At 39.6% G+C, this 22,199-nt stretch carries 28 protein-coding genes; 21 read left to right on the top strand and 7 right to left on the bottom strand.

Annotation, left to right across the window (positions count from 1 at the left end):
- Positions 1–41 precede the first annotated feature (41 nt).
- On the top strand, positions 42–1,475 hold the full coding sequence (locus tag H8B17_RS09325) for an alanine/glycine:cation symporter family protein (protein WP_190308912.1): 1,434 nt from the start codon (positions 42–44) through the stop codon (positions 1,473–1,475).
- A 116-nt stretch (positions 1,476–1,591) separates the two neighbouring features.
- Complete coding sequence (locus tag H8B17_RS09320; protein WP_190308911.1) at positions 1,592–2,437, top strand: universal stress protein; 846 nt, start codon at positions 1,592–1,594, stop codon at positions 2,435–2,437.
- A gap of 14 nt (positions 2,438–2,451) precedes the next feature.
- On the opposite strand, the gene H8B17_RS09315 is transcribed toward H8B17_RS09320, so the two are convergent.
- Positions 2,452–3,711, bottom strand: a complete 1,260-nt coding sequence (locus H8B17_RS09315) for a dicarboxylate/amino acid:cation symporter (RefSeq protein ID WP_190308910.1) — start codon at positions 3,709–3,711, stop codon at positions 2,452–2,454.
- Positions 3,708–4,889 carry a Na+/H+ antiporter NhaA gene (gene nhaA, locus H8B17_RS09310; RefSeq protein WP_190308909.1) on the bottom strand — a complete coding sequence of 394 codons (1,182 nt, stop codon included), beginning with the start codon at positions 4,887–4,889 and terminating at the stop codon, positions 3,708–3,710. The genes H8B17_RS09315 and nhaA overlap by 4 nt, the downstream gene beginning before the upstream one ends.
- Before the next feature lie 222 nt (positions 4,890–5,111).
- On the opposite strand from nhaA, the gene H8B17_RS09305 reads away from it, so the two are divergent.
- Positions 5,112–5,258: a hypothetical protein gene (locus H8B17_RS09305; RefSeq protein ID WP_190309521.1), complete on the top strand. Its 147-nt coding sequence runs from the start codon at positions 5,112–5,114 to the stop codon at positions 5,256–5,258.
- Positions 5,259–5,294: 36 nt separating this feature from the next.
- Here the strand turns inward: H8B17_RS09305 and H8B17_RS09300 are convergent, their stop codons facing one another.
- The 3 genes from H8B17_RS09300 to H8B17_RS09290 are packed head-to-tail and all read right to left on the bottom strand — an operon-like array spanning position 5,295 to position 7,721.
- Positions 5,295–5,966, bottom strand: a complete 672-nt coding sequence (locus tag H8B17_RS09300; protein ID WP_190308908.1) for a hypothetical protein — start codon at positions 5,964–5,966, stop codon at positions 5,295–5,297.
- Positions 5,909–6,463 (bottom strand): hypothetical protein, encoded by a 555-nt coding sequence (locus H8B17_RS09295; protein WP_190308907.1) that lies wholly within the window; start codon positions 6,461–6,463, stop codon positions 5,909–5,911. Before H8B17_RS09295 ends, H8B17_RS09300 begins: the two co-directional genes overlap by 58 nt.
- Before the next feature lie 31 nt (positions 6,464–6,494).
- Positions 6,495–7,721: a TPM domain-containing protein gene (locus H8B17_RS09290; protein WP_223816457.1), complete on the bottom strand. Its 1,227-nt coding sequence runs from the start codon at positions 7,719–7,721 to the stop codon at positions 6,495–6,497.
- Positions 7,722–8,225: 504 nt separating this feature from the next.
- On the opposite strand from H8B17_RS09290, the gene H8B17_RS09285 reads away from it, so the two are divergent.
- The 3 genes from H8B17_RS09285 (at position 8,226) to H8B17_RS09275 (ending at position 11,150) form a co-directional block, all read left to right on the top strand.
- A complete protein-coding gene (locus H8B17_RS09285) occupies positions 8,226–9,227 on the top strand; it encodes a PDDEXK nuclease domain-containing protein (protein WP_190308905.1) in 1,002 nt (333 codons plus the stop codon).
- A 223-nt stretch (positions 9,228–9,450) separates the two neighbouring features.
- Entirely contained in the window at positions 9,451–9,618 is a 168-nt protein-coding gene (locus H8B17_RS09280; protein ID WP_190309473.1) for a MazG-like family protein, read from the top strand.
- A 59-nt stretch (positions 9,619–9,677) separates the two neighbouring features.
- Complete coding sequence (locus H8B17_RS09275; RefSeq protein ID WP_190308904.1) at positions 9,678–11,150, top strand: TlpA family protein disulfide reductase; 1,473 nt, start codon at positions 9,678–9,680, stop codon at positions 11,148–11,150.
- An 8-nt stretch (positions 11,151–11,158) separates the two neighbouring features.
- Here the strand turns inward: H8B17_RS09275 and H8B17_RS09270 are convergent, their stop codons facing one another.
- Positions 11,159–11,749, bottom strand: coding sequence for a hypothetical protein (locus H8B17_RS09270; RefSeq protein WP_190308903.1), 591 nt, complete (start codon positions 11,747–11,749; stop codon positions 11,159–11,161).
- 188 nt (positions 11,750–11,937) lie between these two features.
- Between H8B17_RS09270 and H8B17_RS09265 the strand changes: the two genes are divergently transcribed.
- The gene (locus H8B17_RS09265; RefSeq protein ID WP_190308902.1) at positions 11,938–12,798 is read left to right on the top strand and encodes a sugar phosphate isomerase/epimerase family protein; all 861 of its coding nucleotides are present in this window, start codon (positions 11,938–11,940) and stop codon (positions 12,796–12,798) included.
- A gap of 80 nt (positions 12,799–12,878) precedes the next feature.
- Positions 12,879–13,316, top strand: a complete 438-nt coding sequence (locus H8B17_RS09260) for a DoxX family protein (RefSeq protein WP_223816456.1) — start codon at positions 12,879–12,881, stop codon at positions 13,314–13,316.
- 149 nt (positions 13,317–13,465) lie between these two features.
- Here H8B17_RS09260 and H8B17_RS09255 read toward each other — a convergent pair whose 3' ends face one another.
- Positions 13,466–13,627: a hypothetical protein gene (locus H8B17_RS09255; RefSeq protein WP_190308901.1), complete on the bottom strand. Its 162-nt coding sequence runs from the start codon at positions 13,625–13,627 to the stop codon at positions 13,466–13,468.
- A 104-nt stretch (positions 13,628–13,731) separates the two neighbouring features.
- On the opposite strand from H8B17_RS09255, the gene H8B17_RS09250 reads away from it, so the two are divergent.
- The 13 genes from H8B17_RS09250 to H8B17_RS20830 all read left to right on the top strand — a co-directional run bounded on the left by H8B17_RS09250 (position 13,732) and on the right by H8B17_RS20830 (position 22,155).
- On the top strand, positions 13,732–13,929 hold the full coding sequence (locus H8B17_RS09250; RefSeq protein ID WP_190308900.1) for a hypothetical protein: 198 nt from the start codon (positions 13,732–13,734) through the stop codon (positions 13,927–13,929).
- A 126-nt stretch (positions 13,930–14,055) separates the two neighbouring features.
- A complete protein-coding gene (locus tag H8B17_RS09245) occupies positions 14,056–14,790 on the top strand; it encodes a helix-turn-helix domain-containing protein (protein ID WP_190308899.1) in 735 nt (244 codons plus the stop codon).
- 68 nt (positions 14,791–14,858) lie between these two features.
- Entirely contained in the window at positions 14,859–15,218 is a 360-nt protein-coding gene (locus tag H8B17_RS09240) for a VOC family protein (protein ID WP_190308898.1), read from the top strand.
- Between the two features lie 38 nt (positions 15,219–15,256).
- The gene (locus tag H8B17_RS09235) at positions 15,257–16,132 is read left to right on the top strand and encodes a helix-turn-helix domain-containing protein (RefSeq protein ID WP_190308897.1); all 876 of its coding nucleotides are present in this window, start codon (positions 15,257–15,259) and stop codon (positions 16,130–16,132) included.
- A 295-nt stretch (positions 16,133–16,427) separates the two neighbouring features.
- Complete coding sequence (locus tag H8B17_RS09230; RefSeq protein WP_190308896.1) at positions 16,428–17,063, top strand: hypothetical protein; 636 nt, start codon at positions 16,428–16,430, stop codon at positions 17,061–17,063.
- 31 nt (positions 17,064–17,094) lie between these two features.
- Positions 17,095–17,571 carry a DoxX family protein gene (locus H8B17_RS09225; protein ID WP_190308895.1) on the top strand — a complete coding sequence of 159 codons (477 nt, stop codon included), beginning with the start codon at positions 17,095–17,097 and terminating at the stop codon, positions 17,569–17,571.
- A gap of 143 nt (positions 17,572–17,714) precedes the next feature.
- Complete coding sequence (locus tag H8B17_RS09220) at positions 17,715–18,122, top strand: RidA family protein (protein WP_190308894.1); 408 nt, start codon at positions 17,715–17,717, stop codon at positions 18,120–18,122.
- A gap of 221 nt (positions 18,123–18,343) precedes the next feature.
- Positions 18,344–18,940 carry a hypothetical protein gene (locus H8B17_RS09215; RefSeq protein ID WP_190308893.1) on the top strand — a complete coding sequence of 199 codons (597 nt, stop codon included), beginning with the start codon at positions 18,344–18,346 and terminating at the stop codon, positions 18,938–18,940.
- Positions 18,941–18,959: 19 nt separating this feature from the next.
- On the top strand, positions 18,960–19,325 hold the full coding sequence (locus tag H8B17_RS09210; RefSeq protein ID WP_190308892.1) for a nuclear transport factor 2 family protein: 366 nt from the start codon (positions 18,960–18,962) through the stop codon (positions 19,323–19,325).
- A gap of 18 nt (positions 19,326–19,343) precedes the next feature.
- A complete protein-coding gene (locus tag H8B17_RS09205; protein WP_190308891.1) occupies positions 19,344–20,192 on the top strand; it encodes a sigma-70 family RNA polymerase sigma factor in 849 nt (282 codons plus the stop codon).
- Between the two features lie 36 nt (positions 20,193–20,228).
- Positions 20,229–20,813, top strand: a complete 585-nt coding sequence (locus tag H8B17_RS09200) for an FMN-dependent NADH-azoreductase (protein ID WP_190308890.1) — start codon at positions 20,229–20,231, stop codon at positions 20,811–20,813.
- A 2-nt stretch (positions 20,814–20,815) separates the two neighbouring features.
- Complete coding sequence (locus H8B17_RS09195; protein WP_190308889.1) at positions 20,816–21,172, top strand: nuclear transport factor 2 family protein; 357 nt, start codon at positions 20,816–20,818, stop codon at positions 21,170–21,172.
- A gap of 167 nt (positions 21,173–21,339) precedes the next feature.
- The gene (locus H8B17_RS20830) at positions 21,340–22,155 is read left to right on the top strand and encodes an AraC family transcriptional regulator (protein ID WP_190308888.1); all 816 of its coding nucleotides are present in this window, start codon (positions 21,340–21,342) and stop codon (positions 22,153–22,155) included.
- Positions 22,156–22,199 lie beyond the last annotated feature (44 nt).

Raw genomic sequence — 22,199 nt, 5'->3', positions numbered from 1 at the left:
TTTTTCTACCTTAGATCGATTGAAACCACAATCCCCATTGAATGCAGCAGTTCATCAATCAGGTTTATAATATTGTTTGGAGCGATGCGCTCGTTTATCTCTGTTTACTGGCAGGTATCTATTTCACCCTACGTTTTCGGTTCCCACAACTGCGTTACCTTCGGCATATGGTACAACTCTTGTTCACTGGCAGTAATTCAAAAAGAGGGATATCTTCGTTTCAAGCTTTTGCTTTGGCGATATCGGGACGGGTCGGTACGGGAAATATTGCTGGGGTAGCCACGGCAATTGGCATGGGTGGCCCCGGAGCGGTGTTTTGGATGTGGGCGATTGCCTTTCTCGGTAGCTCATCGGCCATTATTGAGGCATCCCTCGGACAGATGTACAAAGAAGTGAAAGATGGGCAGTACCGTGGTGGCCCTGCCTTCTACATCCTGAAAGGCTTACACACCAAGGTCTTTGCCTGGGCGTTTGCCATTGTCACGATTGTCAGTACAGGCTTCCTATTGCCGAGCGTGCAGAGCAACAGCATAGCGCTTGCCGTCCATTCCTCTTTCGGTATTTCGCATCACGTTATTGCCGTTGTACTGGTGCTGCTCCTTGCCTTTATCATCATTGGAGGTGTGAAACGTATAAGCCGTGTTGCCGAATATGTTGTACCCTTTATGGCGGGAGCATATATCCTAATGGCCATTGTGATCATGGTACTTAATTTTCGGCAGATACCAGAGGTCATTGCCATGATATTCAATGCGGCCTTTAATACCGAATCGGCCTTTGGAGGCATTATGGGGATGGCTATTTCCTGGGGTGTAAAGCGGGGCATCTATAGCAACGAAGCCGGACAGGGGACAGCTCCCCATGCCGCTTCGGCAGCAGCTGTAAGTCATCCCATCAAACAAGGACTTGTACAAGGGTTTTCGGTATATGTGGATACCCTGTTTGTCTGTACGGCAACAGCATTCATGATTCTGTTTACCGGTCAGTACAACATTGTTGATCCCGAGGGGGCCTTTCTTGTACAGAATATTGGAGAGAAAATACAGGCGGGGCCAGAATATACGCAGCTTGCAGTAGCAAGGCACTTTCCCATGATAGGCGACAGCTTTGTGGCGATTGCCCTTTTCTTTTTCGCCTTTACAACGATCATGGCCTATTATTATATTGCCGAGACCAATGTCAGCTTTGTCTTAGGGGCAAGCAGGAATAAACTACTGATATGGGCGTTGCGCTTACTTATCCTAGCATCAGTATATATGGGCTGTGTGTCCACTGCGGAATCTGCTTGGACATTGGGTGATATCGGTGTGGGTATCATGGCATGGCTAAACGTGATTGCCATTATCTTCCTGCACAACAGGGTGTTGGTGTTACTGAAAGACTATGACGGGCAGAGACGGGAAGGCGTAGACCCGGTATTCGATAACTCGAAGTATGGTTTCCGCAATATGGATTTCTGGAACCAAAAGAAATAACACATCACCGAATACTCCCGGAATCACTTGCCAATGCGGCCAAGGCTTTGTATTTTTGGTAGAGTAGGGGCCCGTACGATAGTAGTATGCCGGCCAGAAATAAAAAAGAATCAGATATGAATCAAACCATTTTGGTACCCACAGACTTTTCGAACAATTCCCTGATAGCTGCATGTTATGGCATAGAGCTAGCGCGAAAGATGAAGGCACGAGTCCATCTTTTCCATGCTTATACATCGTTTACCTCTGCGTTTCAGAGTCCTTTGGCCAATGAGACAGACGAGCAGCGAGCGAAGATAGGAGCTGAAAAGGGACTGGCTGAGTTTATCGAAAAGCTGGGAAAACATGCTGATGTACAGTTGACCTCAGGCACCGCCAAAAACAATCTTTTGGATGCGATTAACCAGTATATAAGGGAAGACGATGTCCGTTTGGTCGTTATGGGTGTGTATGGGGCATCGGGTACCCGAAAAGATCTGCTTGGCAATAATACCTACGATGTGGCCAAGGACGTATCCCGTCCCTTGTTGATCGTTCCGGAACATACAAACTCCTTTAAGCTGAAAAATGTTGTCTTTTTCACAGACTACCAGCAGGGCGATGTCAAGAGCCTCACAAATTTTAATACGCTGTTCGGCGATATACATCCTTCCTGCACCTTAGTGCATATCCACGAAGGAAAAGACGTGCCCACAGCGGAAGACCTTCGGAAGCTCGAGCAATGGAAAGAAGTGTTGGAAAAGCAAAGTCCGTTGAAGAGCCTGTCTACGAAAATGGCACATGTCCCGGAAAATGTGGAGGCAGTTAATGAAATTTTAGACAAGCTGAAAGCCGATATGACCGTGATTACTCTTATCGATGCCCGTGGTTTTTTCAAAAAATTGCTGCACAAAAGTTTGGCAAGAGCAATTGTCCTCAACCCTCAGACACCCGTCCTGTTGACTTCCGAAGATACAGAATAGTGACTCGTCTCCCTTTATTCGATCTGTCTGTCCATCAATAAAGCCACCATGGAATCACCGGAGATATTGGTAGCAGTGCGGAGCATATCCAATGGTCTGTCTACCGCAAATATCAGGGCTATGCCCGCCGGATTGATACCGATGGATTCCAATACGATAACCAGCATCAGGATACCGGCTCCTGGTACGGCTGCTGCACCGATCGAAGCAAGAGTAGCCGTCACGATTATGCTGAGCTGTTCGGCGGTGGACAAGTCGTGTCCCATCACTTGGGCAATAAAGACCGCTGCGACACCTTGGTACAAACAGGTTCCGTCCATATTGATCGTGGCACCTATTGGTAGCACAAAGCTTAGAACATCCTTCCTTATATGCAGGTTTTCTTCCGCACATTCCATCGTGACAGGCAAAGTAGCGGCGCTCGAACTGGTTGAAAACCCCAGAAGTTGCGCAGGGAGGATAGCTTTGAAAAACCGGAACGGGTTCATTCTGCCAAAGCAATATATGAAAATTGAATAGACACCATACACGATTATTAATAGTCCCAGTAGCACAGTAAAAGCGTACATGCCCAAGGCTTTGAATACATCAAAGGAAGGTGCTTCTGCAATGAGAGCTGCAATAAGGGCAAAAACGCCATAAGGCGCAAAGAGCATCATCAGGTCGACGATCTTCAGTACAATCGCATTTCCCGCATCCAGTACCTTTTTGAATGCCTTTACCTGTCCAAAAGGCAGGGATATCATAGCGATACCTACCAACAAGCTAAAAAAGATAATCTGTAGCATATTACTGTTTACCGACATCGAATCAAAAATATTTTCTGGCACAATGTCGATAAGTGGCTGTAAAGGCCCTCTGGTGTCTTGCACTTCTGCGGCCTTATCCACCTTCTCCCGAACTTCGCCTCCGAAAGACAGCAACATTTCCTGTCTGGTCTCCTCGGAGATAAAACTGCCCGGCCGGATAAGGTTGACCAGACCAAGGCCTATGGTAACCGCGATAACGGTTGTCAGTATATACATACCAAAGGTCCGCAGTCCGAGTCCGGAAAGTTGGGTAGTATCTTTCAGGTCGGAAACACCCTTGATCAGCGATACGATAATCAGTGGAATAGCGATCAGTTTTAGCAGGTTGATGAAAATCGTTCCGAAGGGTTTGATCCAGTCAATGATAAACTCTTTTCCACCGGCAAACTGGATACACAACAACCCTAAAAGAATACCTCCTATAATACCGATCAATATTTGCCAGTGCAACGCTATTTTTTTCATCCTACGTCTTTTTCGTTATCGTTCGGTGGTGTTGCAACCCGGCTTAACAAGATATATCCCGCCAATCCCGAGAAGAGTGACGCGATCAATATAGAGAATTTTGCCTCGGCGATGAGGAGATTGTCCGAAAAAGACAATAGTGCAATAAATATGGACATCGTAAAACCTATACCAGCCAAAAGACCTACTCCGATAATTTGGGGCCAAGATGCCCCCTGAGGCATAGATCCGATACGCAACAGGATTGCCAGTTTAGTCATCAAATATACGCCAACAGGCTTACCCAGCATAAGCCCAACGATGATCCCGATTCCCAAAGGTGAGATCAGTCCTTCCAACATACCTTCCTCGAAACGGATGGCCGTATTGGCCAAAGCAAATAGGGGAACGATCAGGAAGTTCACCGGCGTAGTAAGGGTATGTTCGAGTTTAAGTAAAGGCGGTTCTTGCCCGCCTTTGGTCGCCAGTGGAATGGTCATGGCTGTCAATACCCCCGCGATGGTAGCATGGATACCCGAATGATGGACAAAGTACCAGATAAAGAGACCGGGGATGAGGTAAAAGGCCAAGGACCGGACACCTAATCTGTTAAAAATGAAGAGGAGTACCAATATAGCCACAGCGTAACCTAAGTATATTGTGTGTAGTTCGGCCGAATAGAAAATGGCGATGACCAAGATGGCGATAAGATCGTCCACGATAGCCAGCGCTGCCAAAAATATTTTTAGAGAGGCAGGGACACGTTTGCCTAGCATGGCAATCACCGCCAAGGCAAATGCGATATCCGTTGCCATAGGGATTCCCCAGCCACTGACAGTTTCCGTTCCCTGATTGACGGCAAAGTATATACCAGCTGGTACGATGGCGCCGCCAAAAGCACACAATATTGGTAGGAGCGCCTGTCGAGGCGTAGATAGCTCTCCACTCACCAGCTCTCTCTTTATCTCTAGTCCGACCAAAAGAAAGAAGATAGCCATCAGGCCATCATTTATCCAGAGTGCGGTCGTATATCTTAAATGTACCGAAGCTGTTTCAAACCCCAGCGGTGTATTCAATATATTTTCAAACGCGTCACCGAGCGGAGAGTTGGCGATCGCCAGAGAAATAAGCACGCATATAAACAGGATTATCCCTCCGCTTGTGGGTGAATCAGTAAAATTTTTGAGGATTTTTAGCATAACTAGTTCCGTAAAAGGTGACAAGCTTCAAAGATAATATAACCAAAATACATTAGAAAAGAAAAATCGGAAATTGATTATAGACCTAATTTTCCGCAAGCCAAAAGGTTTCAATTTAGAATCCCAGTTTCGCCATGGCGGATCAGAGAAAAACAGCAAGTTTCGGATTTTCTATCTTAATATACATACCAATCTTTGCAATAGATTTTTAAACAAAAAAAAATGCAAAGATTTAAAGACAAATTCGCTCTTATCACAGGCGGTACAAACGGAATGGGATATGCCAAACCCAATAATCCAAACGCTTACAGAAAAACCGTAGTAATCGAACACCACCATTTTGGTTTGGGCGATGATACAACATTCTGAAATTTCGGATAGTGAATTGAGAAACAAATTTGTTTCTTATTTCGATCGGCTATCCAGCCCCTGTTGCCAGGATGGTAATAGACTCTGCCGATGCTGCCGATACTCTTCGGGGATATTTTTGTAAGGTTCCAGTATGATCGTCACCGTTTTGTCTGTCGGCCAACTCCAATAGTTCTCGTTTAAAACAGCATCAGATGACTGCATGTTCCAGTCCGGGAAATTCATCAGACTAAAGCTATACGTTGAAGTACTGTCAAGATGAATTCCTGCCTTTGCCCATACGCCGGGGTCGGTGTACCGACCTTTTAAAGCAGCATTCAACTGCTGGTTACGGCTGCTGAACACGATTGTATCAACAGTCAAACCATTATCGGTTCTCTTCGCTTTATTCTTGTTGAATTCTGCTATCTGCTGTATTTCGTGCACCACGACAATACTGTCAGCTTCGGTCACTATGATTGCAAAAAGGTCTTCTTGTTGAATTTCAAAGGTTCTTTCCACAGGGTTGATCGTGATAGTTGCTTTTTGGCTCACTATACTCGTGCTTTCTAAGCCGATAATAGAAGCTAGTGCAAAAAAGTATATACTTATGGGATCCATGAGAATAATATGATTAAAATGTGCTGAAATTATTTTCTGCTTTTTGGGTATTACCAAAGTGAAGCCGTTGGCAGGGCATAATAAGCCGTATCCTTTTCTTCTTGCCATGGAGCCTGGTGAAATTGCCAACACTTTTCTACTTTGTCAAACTTTTTCCCCACATCCATTTCTCCCCATTGATAACCCGTCTTATATTCTTTTCCATCAATAGCTATAGTTCCGAACATGATAGGATAAGAGAAGCCCGATACACCATTGGTGTATTGAATGGCTTTTTCAAACTTCCATGTCGTTCCTGCCGGAAACGTGGTGATCTCTTCCAAATCTCCAATACGCTTTTTCTCGTCTATATACTGCCATTGCGGATGGTGGTGATCCAGTACCCTATAAGGATAGTCGCTGTTATGATTCATTTCTACCTTATCCTTAAACAGAACCACTTCCTTGTTAAGGGTCACAGTTTTTCCGATCCATTCCTTGAAAGGCTCGTACCTATTGATGCTTGTTGATTTAGTCTTTACGGTTGCGAAAATCATAAAAACCAAAAGACCGATCCCGCCGATTACGATTAGTGCAATGATTCCCATTATTTTTTTTGTAGACATCTTACTTTTTTCTGTCATATATATATCTATCTTATCGTCTATAGCTTTCAAATACAAGGGTGCATCCCTCTACTGAAATAAGATCATGACCTTCTTTTTCATCCAATGGAACCAAATAGAGTTTCCGTTCGGTTTTATTGAAATGGTAACGATAATAATAACTATCTTCCATTTTAAAAATTGCGAATGATGGGCGTTTATTTTCGTCCATTTTAAGCGATAACAATCTTTTATTTTTGTCAATCTCAAAAGAGCCTTTCCTTTCTCCATTGACAAAAAAGTCGTTTTCAACGAACGCCATGGTTTCATTTTGATCAAGGTCCATAAATATACGTTCCATTGGATGGAATTCCTGCTTTAATTCCCATTTGTAGTGGGTAAACATTTTTGGATCAGCAGCTACAGAATTCTGAACCATTTCGTCTTCTATCTGAGCCAGCAAAGGCCATACATCCTGAGAAATCAACTTATCTCCAGGTTCAAGCCAATACACCCGATGGACTTGCATGTTCTTTTTTATAAATGTCTGCTCAGGTAAATGCTCATCAAAACAGACAAACCGATACTGTGTGTCATCCCTGTCTCGGATGGTCATTTCATAGTAATCGGTCTCCAAAAAATCTTTCAAAACAAAGGAATTTTTCCTTGCTGGCCCCAGGAATACATCAAGTGATGTGAAATTGTATGAAGGATTATCACTATCAAGATTGCGGAAAGTCTGTGGCGTTCCGTTTTCCAGTACAAACTCCCTGATCTTTTGAAACAGCGAAGGCAGGAAGATAGACGATGCATCCGTATAGTTATATTGTTGTATTTCCTTTTCTACATGACTGATGATTGCATTTAGACCGTTCCATGTGCCTTCAAAATAGTTGCCGTTCTTAAATTTGGGAATAAAATATTCCTCAATGATCTTTTTTGTGGCTTCATCGCTCATGAGTTTCTCTATACCGTAACCATTTTGGATACGCATTTGGCGGAGTTGTTTGGATATGGCGATTACTATTCCATTATTTTTTCCATATTCTCCTTGCGCATATCCTGTCAAATTGTTGAATACATATTGGTCAAAATGTTCTTTGTCTGTATGACGCTCATCAATAGTGACAATGGCTATATCTGCTATTTCATTTTCCCAATAAATATTTATAATACTATCTAATTTTTGTGTCTCTTTATCCGTAAAAATCTGTTCGTAGTCAATAATACGATCTCTCTTGATTACAAATTTTTGATTTTCGGGATTAGTTTGTCCCAAAATATTAGATATTAAACAATGGAATAGTATAATTAAAAGATAACGCATTTATTATTTGTTTAAACGTGGGTGGGGTGATAAATACGAAGATGATTCATGATTTTTTAATTTTATCTTAAACAAAAATCGGAAGAATCTTCATAATTTACGTTCTATTCTAGCTAGCAAATCATCTATAACTTTTTTAAATGTATATACAAATTATCTACAAGTGGAGGACACGGAACATGAAATCTTGTATATGTCTTAATTCTTCCGTCATACTTTGGATTAAAATCCAAAGATAGGGCAATATTTTTCACCCATAAATCTGCTTTCTCCAAATTTATTAATGTCCATCAAAATAAGTTGTACCGATTGCCGCCAGGTAAATCCCCAGTACTCTTCCGACCCCGATACTCCCGCAAAACTCGTTTTTTTTGCTAAAAATATTAGTTTTATTGGTTTCTGTTTTATAACTTTAAAGTGATTATAAAATAGATTTACACAGTAAAGCCGATTAACATGATTATAAACCAATCTATTATTACAGATATCAAGAATATCATAGTCCAGTCAAAGGATAAGGCCATCCGCGCCGTTGATCATCAACGAACATTAATGTATTGGCACATTGGGAAGCGTATTTTTGAAGAAGAACAAGAGGGGAAAGAGAGGGCCGATTACGGGAAATTTCTTATCAAATATCTTTCAGAACAATTGCAACCTGAATTTGGAAGTGGTTTTTCCGTTCGCCAAATTAACCTTTACCGCCAATTTTATCGTACTTTTCCAATTGTGCATACACTGTATGCACAATTAAGTTGGAGTCAATATAAACTGCTATGTAGTGTTGATAGTAAGAGTAAACGAGATTTTTATAGTGCAGAAGCTATCAAAAACAACTGGACGGTTCGCCAATTGGAAAGGCAGATTTACAGTAACCTATACGAGCGCCTGTTAGTAAGCAATGATAAAGAAGATGTTCTATCAGTAGCTAAAAATGAGAAGCTTCCGTCTGATGCTAAAGAGATTATCAAAGATCCGGTGTATTTGGAGTTTTTAGGATTAAAAAGAGAAACTGCATACTATGAAAAGGATTTGGAGAATGCTATAATAACGCACCTTCAAGAATTCTTATTGGAGTTAGGGAATGGTTTTTCCTTTGTGGCACGACAGAAAAGAATCCATATCGAGGGCGATGATTTTTTTATTGATTTGGTTCTGTATAACCGATTGCTACAATCTTTTGTAATCGTCGAGATTAAAACTCATAAGCTGACACATCAAGATATTGGGCAATTGCAGATGTACGTTAATTATTACGATCGCATTGAGAAGCTACCCAGAGAGAACCCAACTGTAGGTATCTTATTATGTGCAAATAAAAACGATGCGATGGTGAAATTTACATTGGCGGAAGGACAAAGACAAATTATTGCCAGTCAATATAAACTATATTTGCCAACTGAAGAACAGCTGCTGGAAGAGGTCAATAAGGAGTTAAAAAGCTTTGAGGAGAAATAGCAGTATCCATCTTTTATTTATTAAATTGCTTGTTATACACTTTTAAATGATGAGGAAATTAATGGATACGATACACCTGTCGACATCATTATCTTTTTCATACTGTGAATTTTTACCCTCCATACTCCCACAAAATTCGTAAATTTAGCATCAAGCCGTTTTAGAAGCATACTTTCGCGATGCCCGTGACTGACAGCCGTTCCACAATTCCAAAGACCTCCGTATAGAAGCGTGTGAGTTACGGGAACTGTACCTCTGGAAAGTAAACGAAGAAGCCCATCCCGAAAAGCTGAAAGAAGAACTGGCGGACGTGCTGATGTATGCGCTCTTACTAGCAGACAAGCGTGGACTCGATACCACGGAGATTTTGTCGGGGTTTAAATTAAGCTAACAATGATTAAAATAAAACTTCTTTTCGTATGTAGTCTTTTGTTCTTTTTGTCATGTAACATGACAACAGATATAAATACAGACACAACAACTATAGTCGCCGGTGCTTCCAAAATAACAGGAAGAATCATCACCCCTGATGGTCACAATAAGGATAACATTAATGTAACGATTACTGTTCTACATCCGATTTCAGGAGAAAATGTTAGGCATAAAGTTGTCGCTGACCAATCGGGCAAATTCTCACTGGACTTTGATGTGGAGACCGAGACTTCTTCACTAGGATTGTACACGAGTGTAAGCCCCTATAAAACTCTTATAATCACACCAACGACAAATGATTCTACTCACATTGATATCACCTATGATTCAGATTTTAATATCAAAAACGTAGATGTTACGCCTGCCATGAACAAATATGATATGAGGCAAAGCATGGAGGTGTTAAACAAAATGATTAATTACAGACCAAATAAGCCACCAGGCTGGGTATATCCACGGCTCTATGATAAAACTACAGATGAGTTCTTGGATAAAGTCAGAAGTACGGTATCTGAAAGATTGGCACTATTCGTGGATAATGATAAAATATTCTCGAAGGAGTTTAAAGGTATTATAGCAAAAGATTATCGTTTATTCCTGTATACGGGACATGTCTTCGATTACGAAGCAGAGATGAAACGTAATTATCGTAATGCTACTCAGGATAGAGTTGGTATGCCCGAGATCCAAAGTATTGACCGATCGTATTTCCGTTTTTTGAAAGATTTCAAACTTAACGATCCGCAATATCTCCACACGTTCACATTTCCTGAATTTCAGAACTTAATTCTTCAAAATGAAGTATTAGGACTCCCTACGATCGGAGAGAGCGACATTTCCTCCTGGTTGGCAACCGTAAAAGCTATTTTGGCTGATCTGGTCGGATTCGATGAAGGGCCATATTATGATATTTTAGCAGCCAATGCTTATGCCCATCAGCTCAATGAAGAGATAAAGCCGCTTACCGATAAGCAGAAAGAGCATATTGAACAATATTGGAAAAATGGAGAAATCGCAAAAATACTGTTTCGCAAAAACCAACAGATTATTGAGCTGGATAAAGTAAAATCACCCCTTGTCGTCAATGATATCTCAAGTGTTCCGGAAGACAAAGTAATGGAAACTATTGTTTCCAAGTATAAGGACAAGGTTGTGTTTATTGACCTTTGGGCAACATGGTGTGCTCCGTGTCTGGAAGCAATCAAACAGTTCAGGGGTACAAAAGGCGATTTTCGAGATAAGGATGTTGTATTTGTGTACCTCACAAACGGTTCTTCGCCGCAAAAGCTATGGGAAGAAAAAATAAAAGGAATAGGAGACGAACACTACTATCTGACAGACGCTCAATGGGGGTACATGATGGATTATTTTGAGTTTCAGTATATCCCGTCCTATCTGTTATATAATAAAGAAGGTTTGCTCGTCAATAAATTTTCAGAGTTTCCCGGAAATGACGTAGTAAAAGAGATGATTGACGTTCAGTTAAAATAAGCAACATTTTATTTCGCTACTATTCCGTCGCCACGGATCATAATGTTATTTCTTTTATCAATGTTCTCTTTGGATTTTGTCAATAATTTTATTAATCCTATCTCGGCATTATCTTTATTGGTTTTCAGTTTGTCAACGATTATCGTTAACAGGTTATTTTCATCTACAAAAAAATTTTCTTCATCAGAATTGATCACATCAGCGTCCAGCATGAATACTACAGGCATGTCTTTAAAGCTTGTATATTTATCTTTTAGTTCTGCTAAAGAAATAAATTGAGGAGTATAGTTTGCTTTCGTCTTTATATGGATCTGACCTGCATATGTTTGCGTTTCGATTACGGTATCTCTTTTGATTATATGTATGTTTTCTATTCGTTCAGGTTTGATAAAGCCATGGTTCTTTACAAATCTATCATTAACAAAATAGGCGGGCTGCCGTACCTGTTTCTCTTTGTCAACTATGATCACGCGTAAAGAAGTATCTCTATTTTTATTGATTGTAACAGGCGTGGATTTCCTTGAGAACACATTTTTCGCTCTTTGGGCAAATGAATGTGTCGAAGTAAACACAATTAAAAGTAGAATAAGTTTTTTCATGGTTATAGTTGTTAAGTAACTAATATAGGAAAAATTTGATCATATACCTTATCCATCTATCGGCACTTTCGGCATTGTAAACCACCGACTACCAAAAGTCTCATGAAGATTCAATAAAAAATACTATATTCACTTTTTAAATAGTGTTATCAAGACACATCTTACTTATAAACCTTAACATCGAAGCAGTGAAAAAGCTGATCTATCTTTTTTTGTTACTTATTGTCATCAGTCCAAATTTAGTTTTTGGCCAAAAAACAGACGTTCCACTTTTAGGCGTTTGTGCGACAATGGATAAAGTTCCTTTGGTCCATAAACATGGATATACTTTTATTCAACCGACTGTTGCCGAAATATTGCAACCGCAGAAACCGGATAGCCTATATGATGGGCATAGCAATAATATTGATTTTCCGCTGGATATGTTCGTTTGTAATGTTTTTATCCCCGGTTCCATCAAGACCACCGGGCCCGACGTTAATGAGCAAAAAATCATAGCGTATGCCACCAGAGTTTTTGAGCGAGCAGAAAAATTAAATATTCGGCTAATCGTTTTTGGTAGTGGCGCATCCCGCATGATCCCGGATGGGTTTGATAAAAATGTCGCTCGCAAGCAATTTGTAGACATTTCCAGAAAACTGGCCGTTCTTGCTGCGCAATATGATATCGTACTCTCGCTGGAAAGCCAGAATAAAGAAGAATGCAATTTCATCAATACTTTGCAAGAGGCCATTTTGATTGCCAAAAAAGTTGATCATCCGAATTTCCGTGTAACGGTAGATACCTACCATATGATGCGTGAAAATGAGCCAGCAGACCATATTATCGATGGAGGAAAATATATTTACCATTGCGATATAGGTGAGAAAGAAACACGTTCCGCTCCAGGGGTCAAAGGAGATAACTTTGTGCCTTATTTCCGTGCGTTTCAGCAAATTGGTTACAAAGGAATGATCGCATTGGAATGCCGGTTTACGGATTTGGAAACGGAACTTCCTTTAGCGAAAGAAACCATTGCCAAACAGTGGGAATTGGCGAAAAAGCTATAGCTGGATCCCAATTTGGCGGACGACGACAAATTGATAAAACTTTTCGGTCGATAAAGAAGTTCTAAATTGAAAGCACTATTATGGCCACGATAAAAACATCTGCACTACAAAATCTATGCAGGATCTTCTTGGGCGGCTTCATGTTATTTGCGGGTATAAGCCACTTAACTGTTATGCGGGAAGAGTTTTTGGCTCAGGTACCTAGGTGGTTGCCAAGCACGCCAGTTTTTATGGATTTTGTGGTTGTGTCCTCTGGAATTGTTGAAATTGCTCTTGGATTGGCAATGATATTCCTAAGTAGGTATAAAGTTAGAATAGGCATCATATTAGCCATATTCTACGTGCTTGTCTTTCCTGGCAACATCTCACAGTACACCAATCAAATTGATGCTTTTGGTCTCGATACCGACCAAAAAAGACTTATGCGGTTGTTCTTTCAACCGATTTTAATTCTGTTGGCGCTTTGGTCAACAGGCGCAATTAAAGCCTATATGAAAAAAAGGTTAAACAAGTCTTAGCCGGAATCAGTCAACCTTAAGCCCCGATATTGATAAATCCATCCAGTTCCGGACGGTTAATATTAGTTCGACAGTATATCTGCGCAAGAATTGCGTCAGAATTGAGTAGTCCGTTTCTTTCTTAAAACTGAGGATAGGAAGGGAGCCTCTTAGCGTTGAAGATATTCCTTAGGTATCGGATGTTTTTTCAGGAAGTCAATTGCCTCTTCGTTCTTCTTTTTAAAGAAGTAGGAGTTGTTATAGATACTTTGACGTTCTTGAGCCGTCAACTCATCTTTTTTCTTGTTCTTTTTATCTCTGTTGGTACTCATAGCCTTAAACCTACTGATACAAAGTTCGTTATTATTTTTTAAATATACTCTGGACAGAAGTCTCCAAATCCAAGGTTGTAGATGTTCTCTTCCAAGTTTATCTGTTGAAATTGAATGACCTTTCTTATACAACACCAGAACCTGAGCGAACAAGGCATCTGGTCGAGTATAAACTTCCATTGAGTGTCAAGTGGATCGATGTGGTTCTCTACAGACGTGACGAGCAGCACCAAAAACAAAGCGAAATGGAACGCATTAAGAATGACCCCGATTTACAGCATTTGATACAGCAATACCCATAAGATGATAATTAATTTTTCTAAATTTGGTAGAAAATGTTGCCCAACTTTAAGGGAAAGAGGATTGACAAACTAACGGTTTGAAGCAAAAGCGAATGTTAATATAGGTTGGTCTTTTAAAATAGAATTATGATTTATAAAGAGATTAAACCACATCCAAGTTTAGCGGATTACATCGATGCCTATTGGATTAGTGAAGGGGTGGAGAAACAATGTGTCAAAGATATAATATTGCCGGATAATTGTGTTGACTTGATATTTAATTTAGGAGAAAAGTACGAAACATCCAACGGAGCTTTAACCATGTACCCCGAGAAAACCTATCTCGTGGGAACAATGACTACTTTTAAAGAAAGCGTTATCTATCCATCGAATAAACTTATAGGAGTTCGTTTTAAACCGTCAGCCTTTTCCTCGTTTTACAGCTTTGAACCATTAAATGAAATTAAAGATAAAACTATTGAATTTGAACAGTCTCTGTCACCCGACTTTCATAAGATAGAACAGCACTCTTTCTCTTATCTTGATGAATTTTTCTTAAAAGGGTTGACAAAAGAGAAAAATAATCTATTCAACGTAGTTAGAGACATTGAAATAACCAATGGTCTAATTAGTATGGACATATTGGTAAAACAGAATAATACAACAACAAGGCAATTAGAACGAAACTTCAAAAAGTACATTGGAATTAGCCCAAAAGAATTTGCCAATATTGTTAGGTTCAAAGCCACTCTTTCTAAACTAAAGTACAATCGAAACCAGCAAAGTTTATTGGATATTGCCTACGAATGTGGCTATTATGACCATGCCCATTTAAGCAATGAAATAAAAAGATATACAGGCGTTAGTCCCTCAAAATTTTAATTTTGTCGTTTTTTTCCAAAGTCCAGTTATAATAATCATTTATTTTTGCAAATAAAGAATAGGATATTATGACTAAAATTAATTCGCAAAAACTAAAACACGAGCAAATACAATACATTGAATTTCTCTCAAAGGATATTGTTCAAGCCAAAAACTTTTATACCACATGTTTTGGTTGGAAGTTTACCGATTACGGAGTAGCGTACACCTCTTTTACCGGCGATTATGTGGATGGCGGTTTTACCAACGGAGTACCTGTTAAGGGTAGCATTTTAGTCGTGCTTTTTACGGAAGATATTGAGGCTACAAAAAATAAAGTAGTAAAAGCAGGAGGAAAAATCACCAAGGATATATTCAGTTTCCCCGGAGGAAGACGTTTTCAATTTACCGATTTAGACGGTTACGAACTTGCTGTTTGGACAAACTAAAAAAATAGTGTTATGAACAAGAACGCTATAACTTCCTTATGAAACAAAAACATCCAGATAACGTTGATTTACTCAGATATTTAAGGTCTCAAAAAAATGATGGTCATATGGCGCCTTACTATTTGGCATCAAAAGCGTGTCTGGAAGACCTGAAAATCACCCATCCTTTTAAAAACTACTTTTATACTATCGGTCTGTATTATGGTGAAGGAGCTCGCATCAGAATAGGCACTACCAATTATGATTTAACACGTGGAAGCTTAATAACGATTGGCCCCGGAATGACCTGCCAATGGCTCAATACCAGCTTCCCCTCAAATGACACGCTGTTTTTTTATGATGATATTTTTGCAAATAATTTCGGTAGGTCATTTTTCTATTCTCTCGAATTTTTTTGCCCCGATGAAAAGAGTGTAATGCAACTCACCGACAGGCAATTTGAGGAAATGCAACAGCTTTTCAAAACGCTTCGGGCAATCGCTGATCAGCCCGAAGCAATATCGGGAATACTATATTCAATCCTGATTATTTCACAGAAGTATTTCTGGAACCTGCACCGGGGCAATAAAAAGGAACTCAACGGTAAAGAACATACCGTTGTAAAGTTTAGAGAATTAGTTTCAAAGAATTTCTCTAAGTATAAAGATGTTGCCTTTTACGCGGAACAGTTGCATATATCACCAAAATACCTGAGCGAAATATTAGTTGAATACACCGGGCTTTCAGCAAAAAAATGGATTGAGTTTCATATCATGCAAGAGGCAAAGTACCTGTTGAGCTTTTGGAATATGTCTGTTAAAGAGGTGTCGTTTCAGCTTGGCTACACAGATGCGTCTCATTTTTCTCGTGCATTCAGAAGCTACGACGGTCAGCTCCCCACAGAGTTCAAAAATACAGTTGATAATCCTACATAATTGGGGGTTCTAAATCAAAAACAGAAAAAACTACATTTTTTACCGTCATACTTACAGTATTGACAGGCAGGCTTCTCCATATCTTCGTAGGGTATTACATAAAACGTACAATGAAATTTAGATACGATGGTTCTATCGGGATGGTAAAAAAATAGGACAGATTACCTACGAAAGAAAAATATCCTAAATAAGTTGTCACGTTTTCAGTACGTCGTGTGTCATATATTAAACAGTGGTTGGCTGTAGTCATTTTTCCGACGCAGCTTAGCACAAACAAAGAAATCTGAGGGGAACGATGAACGAAACAACGATAATAAAACACTTGTTGGCCTGCTTGTTTTTCAGCATGTGGTACTTGTATAGCCGGGCGCAAATACCTGTTGAGATCAGTGCAGGACATGCCGGGTACTATTATCAGCATTCGTTTGCCACAAGGTTCCATCCGGAAAAATCCCTCGGTTTCTTTCACACCTCGTCGGTTGTTATACCTTATGATAAAAAACGTGGAAATGAAATTATGAGCCAGTCTTACCTTTCCTACGCGATGAGCCAAAGATGGACATCAGGAGTTGGTACTATCTTCACTCCCGTCAACCGGGTAAGACCATCTGTATTTTTCCAGTATTTCCATAAAGGGAAAACAACATCTGTGCTGATTTACCCGAGAATGGATATATGGTCTGAACCTAACTTCGAACTTATGGGCTTTATTGAATATCAGGGAGCCGAAAACAAACCTGTAAACCTATACGCCCGATTTCAATATATGACCACATGGAACCGAGACGGACATAGCCGGAGCTATCAATATGCAAGAGCAGGAATAGATACCGGGGGTATACAGTTTGGACTGGCCGCAAATTTTGACCAGTACGGATGTTTTGGCACAAACTACAGCAACTTTGGACTTTTCGGGAGAAAAGTATTTTGAATAATTGTATCATCAAATAATGAACGAAATCATGAAACAGAAAATTTTTAGTACACACAATGATTATACAGGTTTAATTATTCGCCTCACAATAGGTATCGTTATGTTTCCACACGGAGCGCGGGCTATGCTGGGCTGGTTTGGCGGCTTTGGGTTTGCCCAAACTTTGGAGGGGTTGCAACAGATGGGACACCCATGGCTTGTGGGGTTATTAGTTATTTTAATAGAGTTCTTTGCACCTATTTTTATAATAACAGGCTTTGCCTCCCGTTTTTGGGCAATTGCAATGGGAGGTCTTTTTATTGGGATAATTTTATTTGCAGGACATCTTGAGCATGGCTTTTTTATGAACTGGTTTGGCGATAAGGAGGGCGAGGGATTCGAATATCACTTGCTGATGATTGGCTTATGCCTGGCACTATTCATTCAGGGCAGCGGAAAATTTTCACTGGACAATTTGATATCCAAAAAATGGCTGCTTTTCTTACAGAAAATCCACTTTGCGTAAAGGCGCAAAAATGGTTCATGGCCAGTGTATTAACTTTTTTAGCAATAAAAATGGTGCTTTCAAGAGCTAAGTAACGAAAAAGAAATAAATATGGAAAAGAGGATTGTAATCAGCACCAGGAAAATAGTAAAATAAATGCAATAATGAAAATTTCACAGATCAAAATTACACCAGACACTTACGAACCGTTTCGCCTGGCACAAGGCCATCGGGTGGGCGACTTATTATTTATTTCGGGACAAACGGCTATTGGCGATGATGGCAAACTACTTGGTATCGGCGATTTTGATGCCCAGGCCCAAAAAGCTTTTGAAAATTTGGACAAAGTCTTGAAAGCTGGGGGTTCAAGTTTAAAAAATGTGGTGAAGGTAACCATTATGCTTCGCGATATGGGTAACTTTGAAAAAATAGTAGCACTGCGTGGAAAATATTTTTCACGTCCTTATCCTGCGGATACTATATTAGAAGTATCCGCACTATTCTCTCCCGATGCACTCATCGAAATAGAAGCCATTGCCGTGGCTGATGAAGCGGTAGATTGGGAGAAATAATGTAACAAAAAATAAACAGTAATTTTAAGTTTAAGAAATAATTAAAACATAGACAGATATGAATTTACAAAAACTAAAACACGAGCAGATACAATACATTGAATTTTTATCAAAGGACTTTGGATAAACTCAAAAAATAGTGTTATGAACAAGAAAGCTATTACTACCTACCCAAAAAAATTAGTAGTGTATCCGGTAATAATCAATAAATATAATTCATTATGCAAACAATTTCAAGACCACTAAAAGTATTCTTAACAACACTCATTCTTTCCAATTTTGTTTTAATGTCGTGCTTAGTGTACTTTTTGTTAAACGAGAAGCAAAACTTAACAGCAGAAAGAATAGATATCAATGACCGTTCGGGGAAAAATCGTATCGTTATTGCAAACACAGACTATATTCCGCAACCCATTATTGATGGGAAAACGTATAAAAGGGCTTACGCACCAGCAGGTCTTATATTCTATGATAAAAACGGGGATGAAAGAGGGGGACTTGCCATTACCGATAATGCGGAAACTAACTTAAATGCATTAGCGTTCGATTACCAAAACGCGGATGCTGTCGGCATCTTGGCACAAGACAATAAACACGACAATTATTTCAGGGCCGGCCTATTAATAAACGACAAAGACCTGTCCGGTAAGCCGGGCCATAATATTAATCGTATTAACCTGCTTACGGAAAACGGGAATGCGGCTCTGGTAATGAAGGATAACAACGAAATACCGAGGATTGTTCTAAAGGTTGATAGTCTGGGCAATCCGTCTATCGAAATGTTTGACAAAAACGGCAACCTGAACTGGAAACAATAAATACGGGAATGACTACGAAATGATAACAAAGGATGAAATTTTAAATCTCGAAAACACGCTTTACGAAGCCATCAAAAATAGTGATACGGAAGTACTCGACAACCTATTGCATGCTGATTTGCTTTTTGTAGTTCCCAGCGGTCAGACAATAACTAAGGAAATGGATTTGCAAACCTATCGTGAGGGAAATTTAAAAGTAAAAGAACTTACTCCCAAAGTAGAAGAACTGAACATCATAGCGGATTTGGCAATCATTACATTGCAGATGAAGTTAAAAGGAGATTATAATAATGAGCCTTTTGAAGCTAAATATAGATATATCCGTTTTTGGAAAGAGTTTCCTGAAGGTATAAAAGTAGTTGGTGGAAGCGGCATGGCTATTTAACCAAAGAATTCAAAACCAATGCAGAAGCACTATAATAAACTCCTGACCTATGCCTATAACATCGTTGGTTCATACGAAGATGCCAGAGATTTGGTACAGGATGTACTTGAAAAATACATTACATTAGATAAATCAAGTATCCGCCACGAATCAAACTTTTTGATTAAAAGCACGATTAATCATGCCATAAATTTCAAAACCCGCCAAAGTAAAAAAGAAGTTTTCGGCGAATGGCTTCCTGAACCTGTTTCGTTTGAAAGTGCTGATACAAAACTTCTTAGAGACGAAACTGCAAGCTATACCATGCTTGTTCTGTTCGAGCATCTGAACGCAAAAGAGAGAGCGGCTTTCATATTGAAAGAGGGCTTCAATTATTCACATGCAGAGATAGCCGAACTGCTTGAAATAAGCACAGAAAATTCGCGTCAGCTATTAAGCAGGGCCAACAAGCAATTAAAAGACAGTAAATACACAAATTATAATCCCCACTCGGGTACTTCATTTGAGACTGTAAGCAGGTACCAGAAAGCATTGGCTCATGCTGACATCGGGGAATTGGAAGACTTATTGGTAAGCGATATAAAACTAAGTGCTGACGGGGGCACCAAAGTACAGGTAGTGAGCGGTTCGGACATAGGAAAAACAGCTACAGCCACTTTATTGGTTTATGTACAGCAACATTTTCTGATGGGAAAAACATTTACCTTTCAATTTTTCAATCATCAACCTGCTGTTTGTTTTTGGGAGAATGAAAAGCTTCATAACTGTCATATTCTCCAATTAAGCACAGATGGATTAATACAGGGAATATATTCCATTGTAGACCCGGATAAGTTAAAAAATATTACCAAGCTGTCACATATTTAATACGCAAACTGTCTTCCTTAGAAAGAGTAAAAAAAGATGAAGACATTATTGAGAATTGACAGCAGCTTACGTTTAAAAAACTCTTATTCGCGCAATGCAGGAGACAATTTTGTACGGGCATGGAAAGAACATAATCCGGGTGGGAGCATCCGCATACGGGAAGTCGGCACTTCCCACATTCCCCATCTTGAGCAAGACGTACTTGAGAAATTTTATACCGCCGGGGATACTTCAGACCACCTAAAATTGTCTGACCAGTTGATAGCAGAACTATTCGGGTGTGATGAAATCCTTATCACATTGCCCATGTATAATTTTGGCATTCCCTCTTCGCTGAAAGCGTATTTTGACCTGGTGTTGCGCACAGGTAAAACTTTCAGATACGACGACGATAAAGCAATCGGATTGCTGCAAAATAAAAAAACATACATTCTATCCGCTATGGGGGAACTCAGATCAGATATACCTAATCTGGTGGAAATGCACCTGCAGCAGATTTTAAACTTTATTGGCATTAGGGAGATTTATTATTATTCATTGGACGGAACGGATGATAAAGAATCCGTCAAACAACAACTAAACCATCAAAACGAATTATTTATGAACATCTTAAACAAATAAAAATGGAACAAGCAGAAAAAGCAATCGAAGCATTTGTAAAAGCTGGCGACAATCGTGATGTAGCTGTATTGAAAAGTATCTTACACCCCGGTTTTCAGAATATACAGGACGGGTTTTTCGATGAAAAAGGGATTTTTATATTCTCAAAATCCGACTATATCGAACTCATCCGTACCAAGCGATTCGGAGGAAGCCCAAGGAGCTTGGTGATCAACAGCATAAAGCAATCAGACAATATGGCTATTGCACACGCGACGTTGGAAAGTGAGTATCTTATCTTTCATTCATTGATAATATGCGTTCGGGAAAATGGACATTGGAAGATAATAAATAATACACCTAAGATAGTTGCAAAATAACATCATCCACACCTCTAGGCCCACACCTCGCTCTATTGCACTCTGGTGTGGGTTTTCCGCTTCTATCGCTCAGGCAAAGCGAAACGGCAGGAAATATTTTGTACATTTGTTCAACAGATAAATGAATTATAAGGCATTTTAAACCAATAACGCGCTAACGATTAATAGTGAACTTTACGCCAGAAATAAGAAGCCTATACAAACCTGTTCAACCGACTGTCAGCCAATCGGCTGATAATGTAATATACACTGAATTTCTGCCCGACATCAAACTTCAACCATTCCTTTATTGCTATTGGCAACTCAAAACCACACAAGAATTATCCGAACAATTTAATTATCGTGTTGTAGCCGACGGTTGCATTGATATTTATTTTGAACTCAACAACCCGCAGGAAAATTATGTAATGGGTTTCTGCAAAAAGTTTACAGAATTTCCGCTTGATAATACTTTCAACTATGTTGGTCTTCGTTTTTTGCCGACAATGTTTCCGCAACTTTTCAGAATTAACGCAATGGAATTAAGCAACCGATATGAACATTTGCAATTGGTTGTTCCGTATTTGTCCAATTTTATTTCAAATAGTTTTAATGAAAAACAAAAGCCGGAAGAAATCAAAGTCTTGCTTGACAATTATTTTCTCGAACTGATTAAAAAAATAGAATTTGATAACGACAACCGATTATACAATGCAATAGACATTATTTTACAAAACTTCGGCGTGCTTGATGTTGAGAAAGACTTAAACACAGGTGTCAGTCAAAGACAACTTCGCAGAATTTTTGAGTTTTATGTCGGAGACACTGCCAAGACATTTAGCAAAGTTATTCGTTTTCAAAATATTTTAAGAGCAAAGCCCTCAAAGCAAAGTTTGCGGCAGAATAAATTATTCTTTGACGCAGGCTACTACGACCAATCACATTTTATAAAAGAGTTCAAAAATTTTTACGGTGTTACACCAAGCAAGGCATTTGGCAGATAAGGTTGTCCGATTTTTACTATTCTATCAACTTCACTTGTTCGAAT

The sequence above is a fragment of the Sphingobacterium arenae genome (genome assembly GCF_014692505.1).
Taxonomy (GTDB): Bacteria; Bacteroidota; Bacteroidia; order Sphingobacteriales; family Sphingobacteriaceae; genus Sphingobacterium; species Sphingobacterium arenae.
The sequence above is the reverse complement of the archived record's forward strand: the minus strand, read 5'-3'. Positions and strand labels throughout refer to the sequence as shown.